Below are 17,138 nucleotides of genomic sequence, written 5' to 3'. Positions count from 1 at the left end.
TCAAAGTCCCAAGCAGTCGTTTATAGTGTATCTTGCATTTGGTTGATTTACTAGCCAAATCGCCGCTTTTATAGCTCCTTTTGCAAAGGTTGCACGACTTGTTGCAGTGTGGTTTAGCTCGACAAACTCCCCGTCGTTATAAAACCCAACCGTATGCCTGCCAACGATATCGCCACCACGAAGTGCCATAACCGCGATACTATCTTTTTCACGCTCTCCACTCATGCCCTCTCTGCCAGTTATCATAACATCTTTTAGTTCTAGTTCTCTTGCATTTGCCGCTGAATTTGCAAGGGTTAGGGCGGTGCCACTTGGTGCGTCTTTTTTATGTTTATGATGCATTTCAACTATCTCTATATCAAATTCACGAAGTGCTTTGGATGCGGTAAAAACTAGGTGGTTTAGTATAGCAACTCCAAGGCTCATATTTGAAGCCCAGAGTATTGGCATAGCGTTACTTGCTGTATTTATAAGTGCGTCACCTTCTTCGCCAAGTCCAGTTGTTCCAATAACTAGTGGTTTTGGATTGGTGCGGGCATAGTTTATCAAATTTATTGCACCTTGTTTTATCGTAAAGTCAATCACAACATCGCTATTTGCAAAAAGCTCATCAAGGCTATTTGCTATAAGAACGCTTTTATCAAGATGATGAGTGATCTCATCGACTGAATAAACCACATTTAGTTTAGCTTTTTCATTGCCATTTAGGCACCTTGCTATCTCTTGTCCCATCTTGCCACTAGCGCCGTGAATGCCGATTCTTATCATAGGTTGCTCCATAAATTTTATGCTTTGATTATATTAAAAAAGGTATAAAAAGTAAGTTAAATTTAGTTTTAAACAAAGGCAAGGGGCTTTAAGCCCCTATTTTACTCAGCAGGCGCCTTGCTTTGCAAGAAGCGATTTAGCGTCTGCACCTCTTCGCCTGTAAGGGCTGAGTTGCCTATCATAGACTCAACCACGCTTGGCCAGACATTTGCACTAAACTCATCATATCCGTGAAGTGCATGACAGCCACCACAGCGCTCTTTAAACAAATTTTCACCAGCCGTGTGAATGATACCTATATCGCCCACTAACGCCTCTTTTTTTACAAAGCCTTTTAGCGTGACCTCATCCCACTCATTATCGTAGTCATCTTTATGTTTTTTGACGATTTTAAATGTCTTTTGTGGGTTTTCAACCGTTATATCTTGTTCTAAAACACCAACCCTTGCATAAGCGTTTGGCGTCTCTCCCGGCACAAAGCCAGTGTAGCTTACTTCGATATATTCACCACTCTGCTTGCCGGCTGTTACCTTTGCGCCAATTAGTAGCTGACCAAGTGGCTTGCCACCGACCTTATCTAAGATCGGTGCAGGCGTATTTACAAACATATCAGCCGCAAACAAGCCACCAGCTAGCAACGCACCCACAGTGCTAATAGCTAAAATTTTCTTCATTCATTAACCCTTCTTGCTAAACTTAGGCTGCGAAAAGACCTGAAGCTCAGGTAGCTCGCCGTCAAATTTCTTTATCTCGACCAAGGCTGTTGCTTGATTACCCATGGCTAGACTTGAAGTAGGCTCGTTAGGGATAAGGACATTGACATTACCGTGCTTGCAAAGTCCTTTTTTATCTGGATCCCACCAGCCGCCTTCTTGCATTCTGACAACACCGCGCTTGACATTTTCAGTCACGATGACACCACCTAGTATCTCGCCTCTGTCGTTGTAAATTTTAACCACATCGCCAGTTTGTAGCTCTCTGGCCTTTGCATCCTCAGGATGTATCCAGATAGGCTCTCTGCCTTTTACCTCTTCAAGATTTCTTAGCCAAGTGTTATTTAGCTGGCTGTGAAGGCGGTATTTAGGGTGTGGCGATACTAAATTTAGCGGATACTTTTTAGTCTTATCGCTTCCTAGCCACTCCATAGGCTCCATCCATGTTGGATGACCCGGGCAGTCGGCATAGCCTGCTTTTTCTATCTTTTTAGATACGATCTCTATCTTGCCAGATGGTGTGCCAAGGCGGTTTATGATAGGATTTTTTCTAAACTCAGCCATTTTGACATACTCTTTTGCGCTTTGTGGCACTTCAAATTTCACAAAGCCCTTCTCCCAGAACTCCTCAAAGCTTGGCATAGCGATATTGCTAGCGTCTGCTTTTTTCTTAGAAGCGTCATAAAAATGTCTTATCCACTCTTCTGCACTCTTACCCTCTGTAAATGCGTTAAGCTCGGTCTCGCCGATCTGCTTTAAGATACCAGCATAGATGTCGTAGTCATTTTTGGCTTGTGCGTATGGCTCGGCGATCTTATGCATGGCGATGATAAATTTGTTTGTATGTGATTTTGTTATGTCGTTTCGCTCTTGCTCTGTGGTGGCTGGTAGTACTATATCAGCCATCCTAGCAGACGCAGTCCAGAAGCAGTCTTGAACGATGAAAGTCTCAAGCTTTTCAAATGTCTTTGCCATCATTTTTGTATCAGGATGGTGGTGATATGGGTTACCGCCTGCCCAGTAAGCCATCTTTATCTCAGGATATGTTAGCTTCTTGCAGTTAAAATCAACCTCTTTGCCAGGGTTGTTTATACAATCAAGAATTCTAGAAACCGGTATAGCGATATTATTACGATTTTTCCACTCGCCATCTATGCTCGGCACTATACTCATCGAGCCAAGTCCTGGAAATGCTGCAGATGTCGATGTCGTAGCGCCTTGTGAGCCGTTTAAATTTGCACTTAGTGCGTTACCAGTAGGTGCTGCTGGACTTGGGCAACCGCCATCTGAGTAGTGATAGCCAAAGCCGTATCCACCACCCTCAGTACCGATCTGTCCGATAAATGCCGCAAGTGTTGCTAGCATCCAGTGAAACTGCTCACCATGGTGCGCTCTTTGCGGACCCCAGCCGCCCATTAGCATAGTCGTTTTACTACCAAAAATTTTAGCCAAAGTTTTTATGTCTTGCTCATTTACACCGCAAATTTTAGCCGCCCAAGCTGCGTCTTTTACGACCTTATCTTCGCCTTCGCCTTTTAGATAGGCTTTAAACTGCTCTGCACCGCTTGTATATTTTTTCAAGAAATTTTCATTTGCTACGCCAGCTGCCATCATCTCATAGCATATCGCCATCATGAGCGGAATGTCTGTCGTAGGATTTACAAACACATGCTCTGCGTTTAAATACTTTGAAGTGTTGTTATAGACTGGATCTATCGTGATGACTTTGACCCCGCGCTTTTTCATCTGCTCTTTTAGCTTTCTAAAGTAGATGTAGCTCTCGTGATCTGGCACGCCCCATGCGATTTGGTTTGTATTTATAGGATCTGCTCCCCAGATGACTACGACTTCGGTGTGTTTTAGTATCATAGGCCACGCTGTTTGAAGGGCGTTGCTCTCATCGGTGCCTGTGATGTAAGGCATGATGGCGCGGATAGCGTGCGTTGAGTATGTAAGCGTCCTTGTTGTGTAGCCTCCAAGGATATTTAGCATCCTGCCAAGAAGGGCTTGTGGGTTATTTACACTTCCGACGCTATACCAGCCGTAGCTTCCGCCGTATATCGCGCTAGCGCCGTGCTCTTTATAAACACGCTTTAGCTCATCAGCCACTAGCTTATACGCCTCATCCCAGCTTATCTCGACCCACTCATCTTTACCGCGCTTGCTCTTGTCGCTTTTATAGCCCTTTTCAAGGTAGCCTTTTCTAACGCTTGGCTTTGCGATACGAGTTTGATCGTATGTCCTAGCTAAAACGCCCTCTGTTAGCGTAACAGGGAAGAAGTCTATCTCTGTCGCGTCCATCATGCCTTCAAATTTGCCGTTCTTGCTTAAGCCCTTTATCGCGCCAAAATGGCTCGCACTCATCTTTGCTGGCATGTCTCGTTCATTAGGTTATCACTAATGAAGCTTGAAGCATTTACGCTACTAGCACCAGCCGCCACTGCAGCGGCACCTTTTAAAAAATTTCGTCTTTGCATTTTTTCTCCTTTGGTTAGAAAGATTAGGAGTAGTGTAACGCAAAATTTGTTAAGGACTGCTTATATTATTAAGAAAAAATATTACTTTTTGTAATTTAAGTTCTATTTTGATATTGGTATTGATTTTAGAAAAAATATATCAAATTTTTAGATATTATCCTATCTTTTGTGCGTTCGTGTTTGCTGGCTTTCCAAGCCATAGCACATAGCTGATGGGTGTCGTTTATATCAAATTTTATCTTTGTTAGGTCTATGTATTCTACTCTTAAGCAAACTTGCTTATCAAGTATGACTGGAGCTATGGTTAGGTTTAAATCACTAATAGTGCTTAATCTTGCCCGAGCAGAGTGATAAACATCTATCTCATCTAGGATAGTGTTTATTTTTATGGCTGCGTATTTGACATCCATATTTTGAGGCTCTTTTATAAAAAGAGGGATAGATAAAGATGATATTATGGCTGCAAAAACACCTATGACTACGATGTCTGTAAGAGAAAAATTTTTGATATCCATCTTAGTAGCAACTTATTTTAGTTATATGCATAGTTTTGCTAAAATATGGCGGAAACGGCATGCTCACAGTAAATGGCATGCTTTTTTTAGCAGGAAGGTTTTTTACGACGCTAAATTTGTACTCAACGGTATTTGGCTTGTCATTTTGGTTATCGTTAAAAAGCCATGAAAACATGCTAAGTCCGCTTGGTTTGAATAAATTTTCGCCTTTTAGGCTGTCCCTATTTAGTGGCTGATTTACAAGTTTTACTGTAAAGTTACAGTTGCTTATCGTAAAACGACCGATGTTTGTAACTGTGCCTTTAAAAACAATGCTTTCGTTCATTAATACTCGGTGGCTTGTTACATTGTCTAGCCTGCCCTTTTTTGTATATTTATCAATCACCAACATCAAAAAGACAATAAGTGCAGTTGTAACTAAAAAATTTGTAAAAATAAGTGGCACCAAAAGCTTTCTATCCGCCCTTGTTGAAAGTATCAAAAAAAGGATAGATAAAAGAGTTAAAATGCCGATAATAGCATAATGTACGATGGTAAAATAACTAGCACTCATTCAAAACACTCCGTTTTTACTGTTGTATTATAATCAATAAAAGCAAAATTTTCCACAACAGTTGTGAGTTCTTTAGTCGCACCTGGGTGCAGTGGCTCACCTATGTATATCGACTTTACGCGAAAAGGGTTTATAGCATTTACAAAATTTTTAAGCTCTTGGTCTGAATTTGCGTAAAAACCGATGTTTATCTTGCAAATTTGAAATGTATTTTTTGATAAATTTGTAATGTTTAGATCTACAACAAGATTATCAGAGTATTTTAACTGTTTTAGATAAAGGGGTGAAATTTCAGTTGGTCTAAGCCTTTTTGAAAGCTCTAAATTTGCGTAATACCCTCCCACAAAAAGCGCTATCACATCAAGTAAGATGATTAAAAAACCTATTTGCCACCACCATTTTATGGTGCAGTAAAAACCGATTAGCATTAACAAGATAAAACATAAAACAACCCATCCATACGCCATGTAGTCAATCAAATTTGCATTTGCCAGGATAAATAGCAGGTCTTGGCGTAGTGTTGTTAGCATTTAGCTTTGCCTTGAGTTTTTCTCATCGATCCCACTTAGTCCAAACCTACGAGCAAGTTCGGTTTTGATGCGTTCTGGATGGATGTTGTGCATTGCAAGAGCTACAATCGTGTGAAAGTAAAGATCGGCTGCCTCATACACCATATCTTCTTTATTTTTTTGTAAAATTTTATTAAGGTTTACGATCTCATCTGTAAGCATAGCTATGTCTAGTATGCTTAGCTCGTCTTTTACTTCGGTATTTGCTTGGCTTAAAATTTTGTTTATTTTTTGATTTGCAGTATCTAGGCGTTCGTTTGTGCTGGCGATATTTTGTGAAATTCTTGTAACATCCTTGCCCGCCATAACAAATTCAGTCGCCTCTTCGCCTACTTTTTTTAAGATGGCGTTTTCTCCTTTTGAAAATAGCTTTGCAACATACGAACTCTCAGGGTTTGCATTTAGCTTGCGCTCAAGCACAACATGATAAAGCTCGTCGATGATGTCATAGCTTGGCTGTGAGCTAGGCGATGGTTTTTTAGTTTCTATATTTAAATTTTGCAAATTTATTTGGTTAAAAAAGCAAGACTTTGCGCCAGTATGGCAGGCTGCACCGCCATTTTGTATGACTTTTAGTAGCAGTGTGTCGTTATCACAATCAAGGCTAGCAGATATGATTTTTTGTGTGTTGCCACTCTCTTCGCCCTTTTTCCAGATACGATTTTTAGTGCGTGAAAAGTAGTGGGCATAGCCTGTTTTTAGGCTTAGATCTAGCGCTTCTTCGTTCATGTATGCAAGCATTAAAATCTCATTTGAGCTATCTTCTTGAACTATAACAGGTAGTAATCCGCTAACTTTTTGCCAGTCTATATTTATCATTTTTCATTCCAAATTTGTATCAAATTTAAATGCTTTCATAAGAGCTTAAATTTAGACAAATAGTGGCAAGGTCAAGCCTTGCCAGTTTTATTTATTTTTCTATCGCGCTTTGTTTTGCTTTGTCTTTTGTATCAACCCAGATATTTGGCACTGCACCACCTGGTGTTAGGAAAATTTTTGCGTCACTATTTTCACGCAATGCTTCATTAAATTTGCCTTGAGTTTCGATCTGTTTTAGGTGCAATAGATTGCTATCTAAGCTTTTTGCAACCTCTTTGTTTGCATATGCTTGTGCGTCAGCTTCTATTTTTACAGCATCAGCTTTACCTTGTGCCTCTATGATAACTGCCTTTGCCGTACCCTCAGCAAGGGCTGCCTTTTTAAGTGCTTCTTGATTTGCACGCTCGACCTCATACTTTGTTCGCTCAGCCTCTTGTTTTGCTATTTGAACGCGCTCGATCTGCTCTTTTACCTTTTCAGGCAAGATTATCTCACGAAGCTGGACTGTGAGTAGCTCGACTGGCTTATTTGGCTGAGCGTCGATGTCTTTACGGATACCGTCATCTATGGCGGTTGCTATCTCGTTACGCTTTGTTGGAAGCTCTTCTGCTGTGTATTTACCAGCTATGCTACGCACCACATCACGCACGACAGGATCTACTATCTTGCTCTCCCAGCTAAAGCCCCATGCAGCGATAGTTTGCGGTGCATTTTCAGGATTTAGACGGTACTGAACCGTGATGTCTATGCTAACTGGCAAGTTTCTAGCGTCCAAAACGGAGATAGAGTTTTTGCGGATTATCCCCGCTGTGTTTATGCTCTTTATCGCTCCCTCGCCCATATCTTCGCCTGATGTGTAGTTTATCAGTCTTACACGAGTATCGACGATGGCTACCTTTTGGATAAATGGTATGAAAAAGTGAAAGCCTGGCTGAAGTGGGCTTGGCTCGTACTTACCCGCTGTTGATTTGATACCGACTTCACCTGAGTTGATGATGACAAATGGCTGAGTTATGGCTATGATGGCAACTATAGCTATGATAACATACGCTACAGCACCCATTTTGCCAAAACCATCAGGCATTTTTGGTTTTTTAAAATTCATTCTTGGTGGCTCATTTGAGTCACCTCCGCCACCATTTGACCCACCGCTTGAGTTGGTATTTTTGTTCTTTTTGTTAAAATAGTCATTTAAATCTGCTGGCATTTCTTTCCTTAAATTAAATATATGTTAAAAACGATGAGTATTTTTCATTTCGTCCGTAAACTACATCAAAATACGCATCTTGTAAGCGTTTTGTAACCTCTCCACGCTCGCCACTACCAATCACACGGTTGTCGATATTGCTTATCGGAGTTACCTCGGCTGCTGTGCCTGTAAAAAAGGCTTCATCGGCTGTGTAGGCTCTATCTCTTGTGATACGCTCACGACGAATTTCTATACCTAAATCTTTTGCTATCATCAAAACCGTATCTTGCGTTATACTAGCTAGACTGTTATCATTTGGCGGGGTTATTAAAACACCGTTTTCCACTATAAAAAAGCACTCGCCTGGACCCTCTGAAACATATCCTTCGCTATCTAGCAATAGTGCCTCGTCATAGCCAGCGTCTTTTGCTTCATAGTTTGCCATTTGTGAGCTTAGATAGTTTGAGCTAGCTTTTGCACGGCTCATCTGACCTGCGACATTTAGCTTTGTAAAGCTTGAAATTTTTACTCTTATACCCTTTTTAAGCCCCTCTTCACCAAGATACGCTCCCCACTCCCATGCGGCGATAGCTGTATTTACAGGCGCTTTTGTGTGAGCAAGCCCCATGATACCATATCCTAGATAAACTAGTGGGCGGATATAGACATTGCCTTTAAATTTATTTGCTCGAAGTAGCTCTATTTGCGCCTTTTCTAGCTCTTTTTGGCTAAATTTTATATCCAAAACGGTCATTTTTGCTGATTTAAAAAGCCTTTTTGTATGCTCATCAAGACGAAATATAGCCAATCCCTTATCCGTCATATAGGCTCGCGTACCTTCAAATACGGCATTTCCATAGTGTAATGAGTGTGTTAAAATATGCACATTTGCTTCATCCCATTTTACAAGTTTTCCATCCATCCAGATAAACTCAGATGCGTTCATTTTATGCCTTTCAGATTAAATTTGCCCCAATTCTAGCAAAAAATGTTTAACATTTCCCATAGGTGTGTTAAATTTGCAATTTTAAGGCTTATTTTACTAAGTTATTTTACAAGATCAGCCAAGACTTTTGCGGCGTGATCCTTTGCTTTTACGCTTTTATAAACCTTTAAAATTTTACCATCTTTGCCGATAACAAAAGTTGTGCGAACTATGCCAAGATACTCTTTTCCGTAGTTTTTTCGCACTTGCCACACGCCATAAAGCTTAGCCACCTCTTTGTCTGGGTCGCTTAGCAAGATGTGTTTTAAGCTTTGCTTTGTGCTAAATCCAGCATGACTTTTCACACTATCAGGACTAACCCCAACTATAATGCTATCTGTACCGATAAAGTCATCATAAAGTGCGCTAAATTCGCATGCTTGTGTTGTGCAGCCTGGGGTGTTGTCTTTTGGGTAGAAGTAAAGTACAACATTTTTCCCAACAAAATCTTTTAAATTAACGCTTACTCCATCGCTATTTTCTAAGCTAAAATTTGGAGCTATATCCCCATCTTTTAGTGTCACTTTGCGCTCTATATCTGCTTTACTAAAATCACTCATTTACTCTCCTTTAATACATTTTCAAGACTCATACCACCAGTACCTATCGAGCTTGCATCAAATGTCTCGATATAAATTTGTACCCTTTCGCGCTTTTTGCCAAGCACACTCACCATAGTTTGTGTTATTTGGGATATAAGCTCTTGTTTTTGCTCTTTTGTAGGCTCTGGTCCAGCCATTTTTATGTTTATAAAAGGCATATTTTCTCCTTTGTTTTTGTGTAATTTTAAAATTTAAAAGATAAATAAAGCTTTAAAATTTTAAAATAACGAAAAAAGGATGGAAAATGGATTACAATAAATCAAACCGTGGCGTCGTCTGCTTTTTTTATAATCTTATGCAAAAGCCTATTTTTTTTATAGCTCTTGCACTCTTTGCTGCACTCTTTGCTGCACTCTTAAAATTTACAGCCTTTAATGAAGCGCAGCTTGGTATACAAAATGTTGCATTTTATGCACTTTGTGTGCTGTTTACTGGACTTTTGTTTATCTCACTTAATCCAAAAAGCTTTATAATCAAACTTGCTGGCTTTTTAATCTCTTTGCTAGCAACTTTTGTTGCATTACATAATACAAGCGAGCTTGACTCATCTCTATTTTATGTGCTTTTGGCGTTTGGTGCGCTTTTGCTTTATTTGGTTTTAAGCTGGTTTGTTTATAACGCAAGAAGTAGCGAGATAAACGACTTATAGTCCATAGGCTTTTTTTAAATTTGTCAAATTTGACGAGGCATTTAAAAGTAGCATATCGGCTAAAACAAGCCTTATCATTGCTGTTGCCACGACGCTTCCACGCACACCAATACATGGATCGTGCCTGCCACGAAGCTCAAAGCTAGTATCCTTACCTTCTAGATTTATACTATGTTGGGTTTTAAATATTGATGGCGTAGGCTTAAAGTGGCTTTTTATAACTATTTGCTCGCCATTACTCATGCCACCAAGTATGCCACCAGCATGATTTGTAAGAAATTTTTCCTTTTGGCTCATTTGGTCGTTATTTTGCGAACCTTTTAGGCGACTTGCATTTATCCCTTCGCCTATTTCTACTGCTTTTACTCCGTTTATACCCATTAAAGCAGCTGCTAAAGCAGCATCAAGTTTGTTATAAAGCCCCTCTCCAAGGCCAGCTGGCACACCACTAGCTATGCTTAATACGCTAGCTCCGATACTATCGTGACTTTTGCGAGCTTGCATGATAAGCTCTTTCATCTCACTTTCATTGCCAAGAGAAAAAATTTCAGAGTTTTGCGCTAATTGCCAGTCTATAAGGCTAGTCGTCACATCGCCTACGCTTAAAACCCCACTTTTTATGCTAATTTCAAATTCATCTAAGAGCATTTGCGCAAAAGCCCCGCCAGCCACACGCACAGCAGTTTCTCTAGCCGAGCTTCGTCCGCCACCACGGTGATCTCTTATGCCATATTTTGCAAAGTAGCTAAAGTCAGCATGCCCGGGACGAAAAATTTCACGCAAGTTTTCATAGTCGTTTGACTTTTGATTTGAGTTAAATATCGCAAAACCTATCGGCGTACCAGTACTTAAACCATCAAAAATTCCGCTAAATATTTCAACCTTATCAGCTTCATCTCTGGCTGTAGCAAATTTATTTCGTCCTGGTCGTCTTTTGTTAAGTTCGCTTTGTAAAAAATCAAGATCGATTTTAATACCTGCAGGAAAGCCGTCCATAACGCCACCTATGGCTACACCATGGCTCTCTCCAAATGTTGTAAGTCTTAGTTTTTCTCCAAAAGTATTCATCTAATGCCTTAGTTTTTCATCTTTTCAAGTGCTATTTTTGCTGCAAGTTGTTGAGCCTCTTTTTTTGAGCCACCGATCGCTCGTGAAATTTCTTTACCATTTAAAATGAGTGCTATCTCAAATTCTTTCTTGTGATCGGGGCCAAAACTGCCTACTAGCTCGTAAGATGGAGTGACGCCAACAGTTGCTTGAGTTAGCTCTTGCAGAGCGGTTTTGTAGTCTTTTACAAGGCTTGTTATGTCTATTTGTGGAAAGCAAATTTCTAGCAAATTTATAGCTACTTTGCGTGCAGTTTCAAGCCCAGCTTCAAGATAGATGGCGCCTATTATGGCTTCGTAAGCGTCGCTTAAGATACTAGGTTTCATGCGACCGCCGTTATTTTCTTCAGCTTGTGAAATATTTATAAAATCGCCTAAGTTTAGGTGTTTTGCCATTACAGCAAAGCTCTTTTCATTAACCAGTGCAGCGCGTAGCTTACTCATATCTCCCTCTGCGATGCGTTCAAATTTGCGAAATAAATACTCTCCAACTATAAGATCCATAACAGCATCGCCCAAAAACTCAAGGCGTTCGTTGTTATAGTGTAGTTTAGTGCTTTTATGAGTTAGTGCTTCGTTTAAAAGTTTGATATTTTCAAATGTATATCCTAGGTTCTTTTGTAAATTTTTCACGATTAACCTTTCATCTGGATCTTTGCTGCTTCTTGTCTTGCAAGTTCGTCGCAACGCTCATTTTGCGGGTGCCCGTTATGTGCTTTAAGCCAGTTTGCACTTACTTTATGTGGTTTTGAGATTTGTATATACTCTTGCCAAAGATCAATATTTTTGACATTTTTGAAATTTTTTTTGACCCAGCCATCAAGCCAGGCGTTTATAGAATTTGCCACATATGAGCTGTCCGTGTAAAGCTTGACATTGCACGGCTCTTTAAGTGCTTTTAGTCCCTCTATAACGGCGCGAAGCTCCATTTGGTTATTTGTAGTTTGGCTCTCCCCTCCGCTTAGCTCTTTCTTTGCGCCATTAAACTCCAAAATGCACGCCCAGCCGCCAGGACCAGGGTTATTTAAACATGAGCCATCACTAAAAAGGCATACTGTTTTCATTTGCAACTTCTGTGATATGTGGTAAAATTTTTACACTGCCAAGCTCATGGCACATCGGACAGCGGTAAAAGTGCATAGGAAATGAGTTTTTGCAGTGTTTGCACACATAGTTAAAACTAAGCCCAGCTCCATTAAAGCCAGCATCATTTAAGCTTTTAAGAACATTTAGTTCAAAACCATTAATGTCGCAACGCTCATTTATCACACCTTTTGCTTTAAATAGCGCTTTATAGTTCTCATCTTTTAAATTTATGGCATTTTCTTGGGCGTAAACAAGGTCTATAACATCTTCAAGATTAGCAAATTCGTTAAGGTTATTTAGGTTTATGTCTTGCCTTATGTAAAGCTGCATACACATGCGTTTTAAAAGCTTAAACTCATCTTTCATCTCTAAAATTTGCTCTACTTTTTCTTGCGGGCTTAATGCTTTATCATCTAAAATTTTAAGAGCCTTAATATAGGCTTCGTTTGCACTTACATCAATACCAAGCTCGCTTAGTGCAACCAGAGTATCAAGTGCATCGTCATAGCGTTTTAGCTTTTCATCTATCATAGTAAGATGACGCAAAGCAATCGCATTTCGTGGGCTTAGTTCTACTGACTTTAAAAATACCTCCATAGAATTTTGCAAAAAGCCAGCCTTAAAATACGCTTGCCCAAGTTCTGTTAAAACAAGCTCTTTTTCATGCTTATTTTGCACCTTTTCAAGCGCTATGACATAAACTGCGATAGCCTTTTCAAAGTCGCCATTTTTAGCAAATGTGCTACCTAGCATACAAAGACTTTGGGCATCAACATCAAGCTTGCTTAGCATATCTTTATGCTCTTTGCTAAGGGCGTTTGAGGCTTCAAATTTCTGTATAAATTTCTCCAGTCTTCGCTTTTCGTCTTTGCCTCTAAACACACCCCAAGCATAGTTTAAGATAGCCACCATTAAAATGATTGCAAAAAGCACAACAAGTCCAAAAATAGGGTCACGATGCTCAATAAAAAATATATCCATGCTCATACTTTATAAATTTTTTAAGCCCATTATAGCCAAATGATTGTATAATCTCGCTTATGATAGAGCAAAATAGTATAGAAAAATTACTAGATGTAACCGATATTGTCGATGTTGTAAGCCACTACATACCTGTAAAAAAAGTGGGGGCAAATTTTAAGTGCGTCTGCCCATTTCACGATGATAAAAATCCAAGTATGAGCATAAGTCCATCAAAACAAATTTACCACTGCTTTTCGTGTAAGGCTGGCGGAAATGCGATAAAATTTGTAATGGAGTACGAAAAACTAAGCTATCCAGAAGCGATTGAAAAGCTTGCTAGTATGTCAAATTTCACCCTTTCTTATACAAAAGATACGCCAAAGATAAAGGACGATAAGCGTATTTTAGAGGGTGCAAATGCGATGTATCGTGCCGATCTTTATAAAAATGAAGAGGCTTTACGCTATCTTTATTCGCGAGGTATAAATGATGCGATGATAGCTAAATTTGAGCTTGGATGGGCAAGTGATAGCCAAAAGACGATACGCTTTTTGCAAAACGAGCAGATAGAGCCAAAAGAGGCTCTTAATGTTGGTATCGTAAAACAAAATGAGCAGGGAATTTATGCTAGTTTTAGCCATCGTATTACATTTCCCATTTATAGTCATAACTCAAAGCTAGTTGGCTTTGGGGGACGCACCATATCAAATCATCCAGCCAAATATATAAACAGTCCGCAGTCTGAAATTTTTGACAAATCGCGGCTATTTTATGGGCTAAATTTAGCAAGGACAAATATTGCTAAAAAACATCAGATTATCATTTGCGAAGGGTATCTTGATGTTATCATGTTGCATTACGCAGGTTTTGATAACGCCGTTGCGGTGCTAGGAACGGCACTTACAGAAAAACATTTGCCACTTTTAAAGCGTGATGAAGATTTAAGCGTAGTTCTTTGTTTTGATGGTGATGACGCGGGCATACATGCAGCCGTTCGCTCAGCTCATCTTTTAAGCTTAAATCAAATAGACGGCTCAGTTGTTATTATCGAAGGTGGTGCAGACCCAGCCGATATGGTTGTAAGTGGAAAGATAGAGTATTTACAGCGTCTTTTTGACTCTGGAGTGGAGCTTGGCGAGTTTTATATAAGGCATATCATAAAGGGTTATGACCTTAATAAGCCAGTACAAAAACAGCGTTGCTTGGATGAAATTTTAGCCTACACAAAGTCGCTAAAAGCTATCATCGCACAAAGCTATGCTCCACTTGTAGCTAGCCTTTTAGGTATAGATGTTGGCTCTTTAAATCTTGGTGGCATAAGAAGTAATGTAAATTTTAGACCCCAAGCCTACACAAAACCACAGCCAAAAACAGCTAGCGAGCAAAAAAAGGATATTTTAGAATTTGCTATCTTAAAGGCTATCTTGGCTGATAAAAATTTAAAACAAAATTTACTTGATATGGGCATAAATCACGAATTTTTCTTTCATCATGCTCAGACATTTAAAGCCATTATCTCACCAAATAGCGATGATAGCGACAAATACATCTGTGAGCTTGAGTTTGATGATAGTGCTTTGGCTATCGACAGCAAGGAGAAATTTGATAAAGCCATAGCAAACTTAAAACTAAAACATTTCCAAAGAAAGCAAGCCGATATTAAAAACTCAAACGATGAAGATAAATTTGAAAAGCTCGCTATCTTGGGAAAGATAATCTTAAATTTACAAAGGCAAATATGAAAGCATTAGCGTTATTTAGCGGCGGTCTTGATAGTATGATCGCTATTAAACTTCTAACAGATCAAGGTATTAAAGTTACCGCACTTCACATTGATACTGGTTTTGGAGCAGAGGCAGAAAAATTTGCCACGCTTGAAAAAAGGGCAAATTTAGCAGGAGCTGATTTTAAGGTTGTAGATATTCGTAGTGCATATCTTCAAGATGTACTTTTTAACCCAAAATACGGCTACGGAAAGCAGTTTAACCCATGTGTTGATTGTCATGGGTATATGTTTAAAGTGGCTTTAAATATGCTTGAGAGTGAAGGTGCTAGCTTTATAGTGACGGGCGAGGTTTTGGGTCAGCGACCTATGAGTCAGCGTAGGGAGGCTATGAAGCAGGTTAGAAATTTAGCTGATGATGAAGATGAGCTTATACTAAGACCTATGTGCGCTAAGCTTTTTGAGCCAACAAAACCAGAGCGTGAAGGCTGGGTAGATCGCCAAAAGTTGCTTGATATAAGTGGAAGGGACAGAAAGCCACAACTTGCTTTGGCAGCGAAATTTGGCTGGGGAGAGAGTGACTTTGCAACACCTGGTGGCGGATGTTTGCTTACTATTGAGAGTTTTGCGGTAAAGATAAAAGAGTATTTAAAATTCGATGATAATATGCGCGATATAGATGTTGCTTGGCTAAAGCTTGGTAGACACCTGCGGTTAAAAAATGGTGCAAAACTTATTATTGGGCGAGATGAGAGTGACAACAATGCACTTTTGGCAAATCCAAACGATAAATTTCACGCTATAAATTTTGATCCTAAAGATGAGATAGTAGGAGCAAAGAGCTTTTTAAGCGTTGGCGCAGATAATGAAGATGCAAATTTTGCTGCTCGTCTTGCCCTTGCTTATACAAGAGCTGCAAAAGATAGAGAATTTAGCGTAAACATAGGAGATAAAAATTTAGTCGTTAAACCATTTGATGATAAAATCATTGCTCAAGGCTTTTTTGTTAAATAATTATTTGCCATAAAAATTATAAAATCATAAAAATTATAAAATCATAAAAATTTCAAAAACAACACAAGGAGCAGTGCATGTTAAATAAAGTTGCGAATAAAATCGCCATAATCGTAATTGCTGTTTTGGCAATAGCGTTTACTATCTTTTCGTATATAAGTTACCAAAAGACTAAAGATTCTATGATGAATCTTTCAAAGCAATCGAAAGCTACATTAGCTCAAACGGCTCAAATCTATCTTGATCGCTTTTTGGATCCTGGTATTAGGGCTGTAAATGAGTCTGTTAGATACTTTGAAGCATATCCAGATTTTCTTACTACGCCTTATGGTAAGGCAAATTTAAAAACTGAGATGCCACGCATGGGTGCCACAGCTGTAAGTGATGAGCTTTTTATTGGTTTTTTAGATGATGGAGCGTTACGATCCGTAACATTCCCAAAGGATGATTTACCAAAATATTACGAACTAACATTAGAAAAAGATAATTATGATGCTAGAAGTCGTGGATGGTTAAAAAAAGCTATTGAAACAGGTAAAGTAGAAGTTACAACACCTTATGTTTCAAGTGCTTCTCAGGCTTTGGTAACAAGTGTTGTAAAAGTTATTAAAGTAGATGGTAAAAATATTGCTGTTATGGGTTCTGACATCGTTCTTACAAATCTAAAAGACGCTGTTGCAAATATGAAAGATAGTGAAACAGGTGTTATTGCGATTGTTGACCCTGTGTCGCAAAAATTTGTTCACCACTCAAATCCCGACCTTGTTATGTCAGACTCTGAAGTGGCTAAAAAAGGTGTGTCTATATGGATAAATGGCTACAAAGAGCATGGAAAAAATGCTTTTGAATATAGTTTTGGTGGGGTTGATAAAATAGGGGCTTGCCAGGTTTCAGAAAGTTCCGGCTGGCTTGTATGTTCGTCTAGCAATATGTCAGATTATGACGCAGCTTTAAATGAAGCACTTATGACACAAGTTGTATTCTCTATAATTTTTGTAATATTAATTGTTGTTATACTGGTATTTGCAATAACTCGTTTCCTACGCCCACTTGGCAGTATATCTGACGGTCTAAACTCGTTCTTTAAATTTCTAAATTATGAGATAAAAGAGCCAGTTTCTATACCAGTAAGTAGCAAAGATGAATTTGGTGTTATGGCAACTCTTGTAAATGATAATATAGCCAAAATTCAAGATGGCAAACGCCTTGAAAACGAATTTATCTCTCAAGCAAACAACTTCGTTGACAAGATAAAAGCTGGTGATTTTACAGCTACTCTTAATGCTAATGTTGCAAACCCAGCCCTAAACGAACTAAAAGAGACATTTGCTCAACTACAAAGAGCTCTTAAGGATGGTATAGCTAATAATGTAGTAGAGCTAAGTGGCTTACTAGATAAGTTTAAGA

General features: G+C 39.2%; 20 protein-coding genes. 4 read left to right on the top strand and 16 right to left on the bottom strand.

Annotated features, from left to right (window positions below):
• The 12 genes from dapB to LQV35_RS04840 all read right to left on the bottom strand — a co-directional run bounded on the left by dapB (position 1) and on the right by LQV35_RS04840 (position 9,348).
• A complete protein-coding gene (gene dapB / locus LQV35_RS04895; protein ID WP_230056770.1) occupies positions 1-768 on the bottom strand; it encodes a 4-hydroxy-tetrahydrodipicolinate reductase in 768 nt (255 codons plus the stop codon).
• A gap of 101 nt (positions 769-869) precedes the next feature.
• Positions 870-1,442, bottom strand: a complete 573-nt coding sequence (locus LQV35_RS04890) for a hypothetical protein (protein WP_230056769.1) — start codon at positions 1,440-1,442, stop codon at positions 870-872.
• Positions 1,443-1,445: 3 nt separating this feature from the next.
• Positions 1,446-3,857: a molybdopterin-dependent oxidoreductase gene (locus LQV35_RS04885; protein ID WP_230056768.1), complete on the bottom strand. Its 2,412-nt coding sequence runs from the start codon at positions 3,855-3,857 to the stop codon at positions 1,446-1,448.
• Positions 3,842-3,958: a twin-arginine translocation signal domain-containing protein gene (locus LQV35_RS04880; protein WP_230056767.1), complete on the bottom strand. Its 117-nt coding sequence runs from the start codon at positions 3,956-3,958 to the stop codon at positions 3,842-3,844. Before LQV35_RS04880 ends, LQV35_RS04885 begins: the two co-directional genes overlap by 16 nt.
• Positions 3,959-4,083: 125 nt before the next feature.
• Entirely contained in the window at positions 4,084-4,473 is a 390-nt protein-coding gene (locus LQV35_RS04875; protein ID WP_230056766.1) for a hypothetical protein, read from the bottom strand.
• Between the two features lies 1 nt (position 4,474).
• Complete coding sequence (locus tag LQV35_RS04870) at positions 4,475-5,026, bottom strand: DUF2393 family protein (RefSeq protein WP_230056765.1); 552 nt, start codon at positions 5,024-5,026, stop codon at positions 4,475-4,477.
• Entirely contained in the window at positions 5,023-5,556 is a 534-nt protein-coding gene (locus LQV35_RS04865; protein WP_230056764.1) for a DUF2393 family protein, read from the bottom strand. The genes LQV35_RS04870 and LQV35_RS04865 overlap by 4 nt, the downstream gene beginning before the upstream one ends.
• A complete protein-coding gene (hisIE, locus tag LQV35_RS04860) occupies positions 5,557-6,414 on the bottom strand; it encodes a bifunctional phosphoribosyl-AMP cyclohydrolase/phosphoribosyl-ATP diphosphatase HisIE (RefSeq protein ID WP_230056763.1) in 858 nt (285 codons plus the stop codon).
• A gap of 91 nt (positions 6,415-6,505) precedes the next feature.
• The gene (locus LQV35_RS04855) at positions 6,506-7,621 is read right to left on the bottom strand and encodes a prohibitin family protein (RefSeq protein WP_230056762.1); all 1,116 of its coding nucleotides are present in this window, start codon (positions 7,619-7,621) and stop codon (positions 6,506-6,508) included.
• Positions 7,622-7,634: 13 nt separating this feature from the next.
• Positions 7,635-8,549: a branched-chain amino acid transaminase gene (locus LQV35_RS04850; protein WP_230056761.1), complete on the bottom strand. Its 915-nt coding sequence runs from the start codon at positions 8,547-8,549 to the stop codon at positions 7,635-7,637.
• A 101-nt stretch (positions 8,550-8,650) separates the two neighbouring features.
• Positions 8,651-9,148 carry a thioredoxin-dependent thiol peroxidase gene (gene bcp / locus LQV35_RS04845; RefSeq protein WP_230056760.1) on the bottom strand — a complete coding sequence of 166 codons (498 nt, stop codon included), beginning with the start codon at positions 9,146-9,148 and terminating at the stop codon, positions 8,651-8,653.
• Complete coding sequence (locus LQV35_RS04840; protein ID WP_230056759.1) at positions 9,145-9,348, bottom strand: tautomerase family protein; 204 nt, start codon at positions 9,346-9,348, stop codon at positions 9,145-9,147. The genes bcp and LQV35_RS04840 overlap by 4 nt, the downstream gene beginning before the upstream one ends.
• Before the next feature lie 86 nt (positions 9,349-9,434).
• Between LQV35_RS04840 and LQV35_RS04835 the strand changes: the two genes are divergently transcribed.
• Positions 9,435-9,839 (top strand): hypothetical protein, encoded by a 405-nt coding sequence (locus LQV35_RS04835; RefSeq protein WP_230056758.1) that lies wholly within the window; start codon positions 9,435-9,437, stop codon positions 9,837-9,839.
• Here LQV35_RS04835 and aroC read toward each other — a convergent pair.
• Genes aroC through LQV35_RS04815 form a run of 4 tightly spaced genes read right to left on the bottom strand, consistent with a single transcriptional unit; the run spans position 9,834 to position 13,012 of the window.
• On the bottom strand, positions 9,834-10,907 hold the full coding sequence (aroC, locus tag LQV35_RS04830; RefSeq protein ID WP_230056757.1) for a chorismate synthase: 1,074 nt from the start codon (positions 10,905-10,907) through the stop codon (positions 9,834-9,836). The genes LQV35_RS04835 and aroC overlap by 6 nt on opposite strands.
• 8 nt (positions 10,908-10,915) lie before the next feature.
• Positions 10,916-11,578, bottom strand: a complete 663-nt coding sequence (rnc, locus tag LQV35_RS04825; protein ID WP_230056756.1) for a ribonuclease III — start codon at positions 11,576-11,578, stop codon at positions 10,916-10,918.
• A gap of 2 nt (positions 11,579-11,580) precedes the next feature.
• The gene (rnhA, locus tag LQV35_RS04820; RefSeq protein ID WP_230056755.1) at positions 11,581-12,009 is read right to left on the bottom strand and encodes a ribonuclease HI; all 429 of its coding nucleotides are present in this window, start codon (positions 12,007-12,009) and stop codon (positions 11,581-11,583) included.
• Complete coding sequence (locus LQV35_RS04815; RefSeq protein ID WP_230056754.1) at positions 11,987-13,012, bottom strand: hypothetical protein; 1,026 nt, start codon at positions 13,010-13,012, stop codon at positions 11,987-11,989. The genes rnhA and LQV35_RS04815 overlap by 23 nt, the downstream gene beginning before the upstream one ends.
• 59 nt (positions 13,013-13,071) lie before the next feature.
• On the opposite strand from LQV35_RS04815, the gene dnaG reads away from it, so the two are divergent.
• From dnaG to LQV35_RS04800, 3 genes are all read left to right on the top strand, one after another.
• The gene (gene dnaG, locus LQV35_RS04810) at positions 13,072-14,736 is read left to right on the top strand and encodes a DNA primase (RefSeq protein WP_230056753.1); all 1,665 of its coding nucleotides are present in this window, start codon (positions 13,072-13,074) and stop codon (positions 14,734-14,736) included.
• Complete coding sequence (locus LQV35_RS04805; RefSeq protein WP_230056752.1) at positions 14,733-15,731, top strand: argininosuccinate synthase domain-containing protein; 999 nt, start codon at positions 14,733-14,735, stop codon at positions 15,729-15,731. The genes dnaG and LQV35_RS04805 overlap by 4 nt, the downstream gene beginning before the upstream one ends.
• A 77-nt stretch (positions 15,732-15,808) precedes the next feature.
• The coding region (locus LQV35_RS04800) for a PDC sensor domain-containing protein (protein ID WP_230056751.1) at positions 15,809-17,138 on the top strand (1,330 nt) is incomplete at its 3' end.

Source organism: Campylobacter suis, from assembly GCF_905120475.1.
GTDB classification, from domain to species: Bacteria; Campylobacterota; Campylobacteria; order Campylobacterales; family Campylobacteraceae; genus Campylobacter_A; species Campylobacter_A suis.
The sequence above is the reverse complement of the archived record's forward strand: the minus strand, read 5'-3'. Positions and strand labels throughout refer to the sequence as shown.

Coding starts and splice junctions, on each gene's coding strand:
- dapB (WP_230056770.1), bottom strand. CDS start 768: ATGATAAGAATCGGCATTCACGGCGCTAGTGGCAAGATGGGACAAGAG.
- LQV35_RS04890 (WP_230056769.1), bottom strand. CDS start 1,442: ATGAAGAAAATTTTAGCTATTAGCACTGTGGGTGCGTTGCTAGCTGGT.
- LQV35_RS04885 (WP_230056768.1), bottom strand. CDS start 3,857: ATGCCAGCAAAGATGAGTGCGAGCCATTTTGGCGCGATAAAGGGCTTA.
- LQV35_RS04880 (WP_230056767.1), bottom strand. CDS start 3,958: ATGCAAAGACGAAATTTTTTAAAAGGTGCCGCTGCAGTGGCGGCTGGT.
- LQV35_RS04875 (WP_230056766.1), bottom strand. CDS start 4,473: ATGGATATCAAAAATTTTTCTCTTACAGACATCGTAGTCATAGGTGTT.
- LQV35_RS04870 (WP_230056765.1), bottom strand. CDS start 5,026: ATGAGTGCTAGTTATTTTACCATCGTACATTATGCTATTATCGGCATT.
- LQV35_RS04865 (WP_230056764.1), bottom strand. CDS start 5,556: ATGCTAACAACACTACGCCAAGACCTGCTATTTATCCTGGCAAATGCA.
- hisIE (WP_230056763.1), bottom strand. CDS start 6,414: ATGATAAATATAGACTGGCAAAAAGTTAGCGGATTACTACCTGTTATA.
- LQV35_RS04855 (WP_230056762.1), bottom strand. CDS start 7,621: ATGCCAGCAGATTTAAATGACTATTTTAACAAAAAGAACAAAAATACC.
- LQV35_RS04850 (WP_230056761.1), bottom strand. CDS start 8,549: ATGAACGCATCTGAGTTTATCTGGATGGATGGAAAACTTGTAAAATGG.
- bcp (WP_230056760.1), bottom strand. CDS start 9,148: ATGAGTGATTTTAGTAAAGCAGATATAGAGCGCAAAGTGACACTAAAA.
- LQV35_RS04840 (WP_230056759.1), bottom strand. CDS start 9,348: ATGCCTTTTATAAACATAAAAATGGCTGGACCAGAGCCTACAAAAGAG.
- LQV35_RS04835 (WP_230056758.1), top strand. CDS start 9,435: ATGGATTACAATAAATCAAACCGTGGCGTCGTCTGCTTTTTTTATAAT.
- aroC (WP_230056757.1), bottom strand. CDS start 10,907: ATGAATACTTTTGGAGAAAAACTAAGACTTACAACATTTGGAGAGAGC.
- rnhA (WP_230056755.1), bottom strand. CDS start 12,009: ATGAAAACAGTATGCCTTTTTAGTGATGGCTCATGTTTAAATAACCCT.
- LQV35_RS04815 (WP_230056754.1), bottom strand. CDS start 13,012: ATGGATATATTTTTTATTGAGCATCGTGACCCTATTTTTGGACTTGTT.
- dnaG (WP_230056753.1), top strand. CDS start 13,072: ATGATAGAGCAAAATAGTATAGAAAAATTACTAGATGTAACCGATATT.
- LQV35_RS04805 (WP_230056752.1), top strand. CDS start 14,733: ATGAAAGCATTAGCGTTATTTAGCGGCGGTCTTGATAGTATGATCGCT.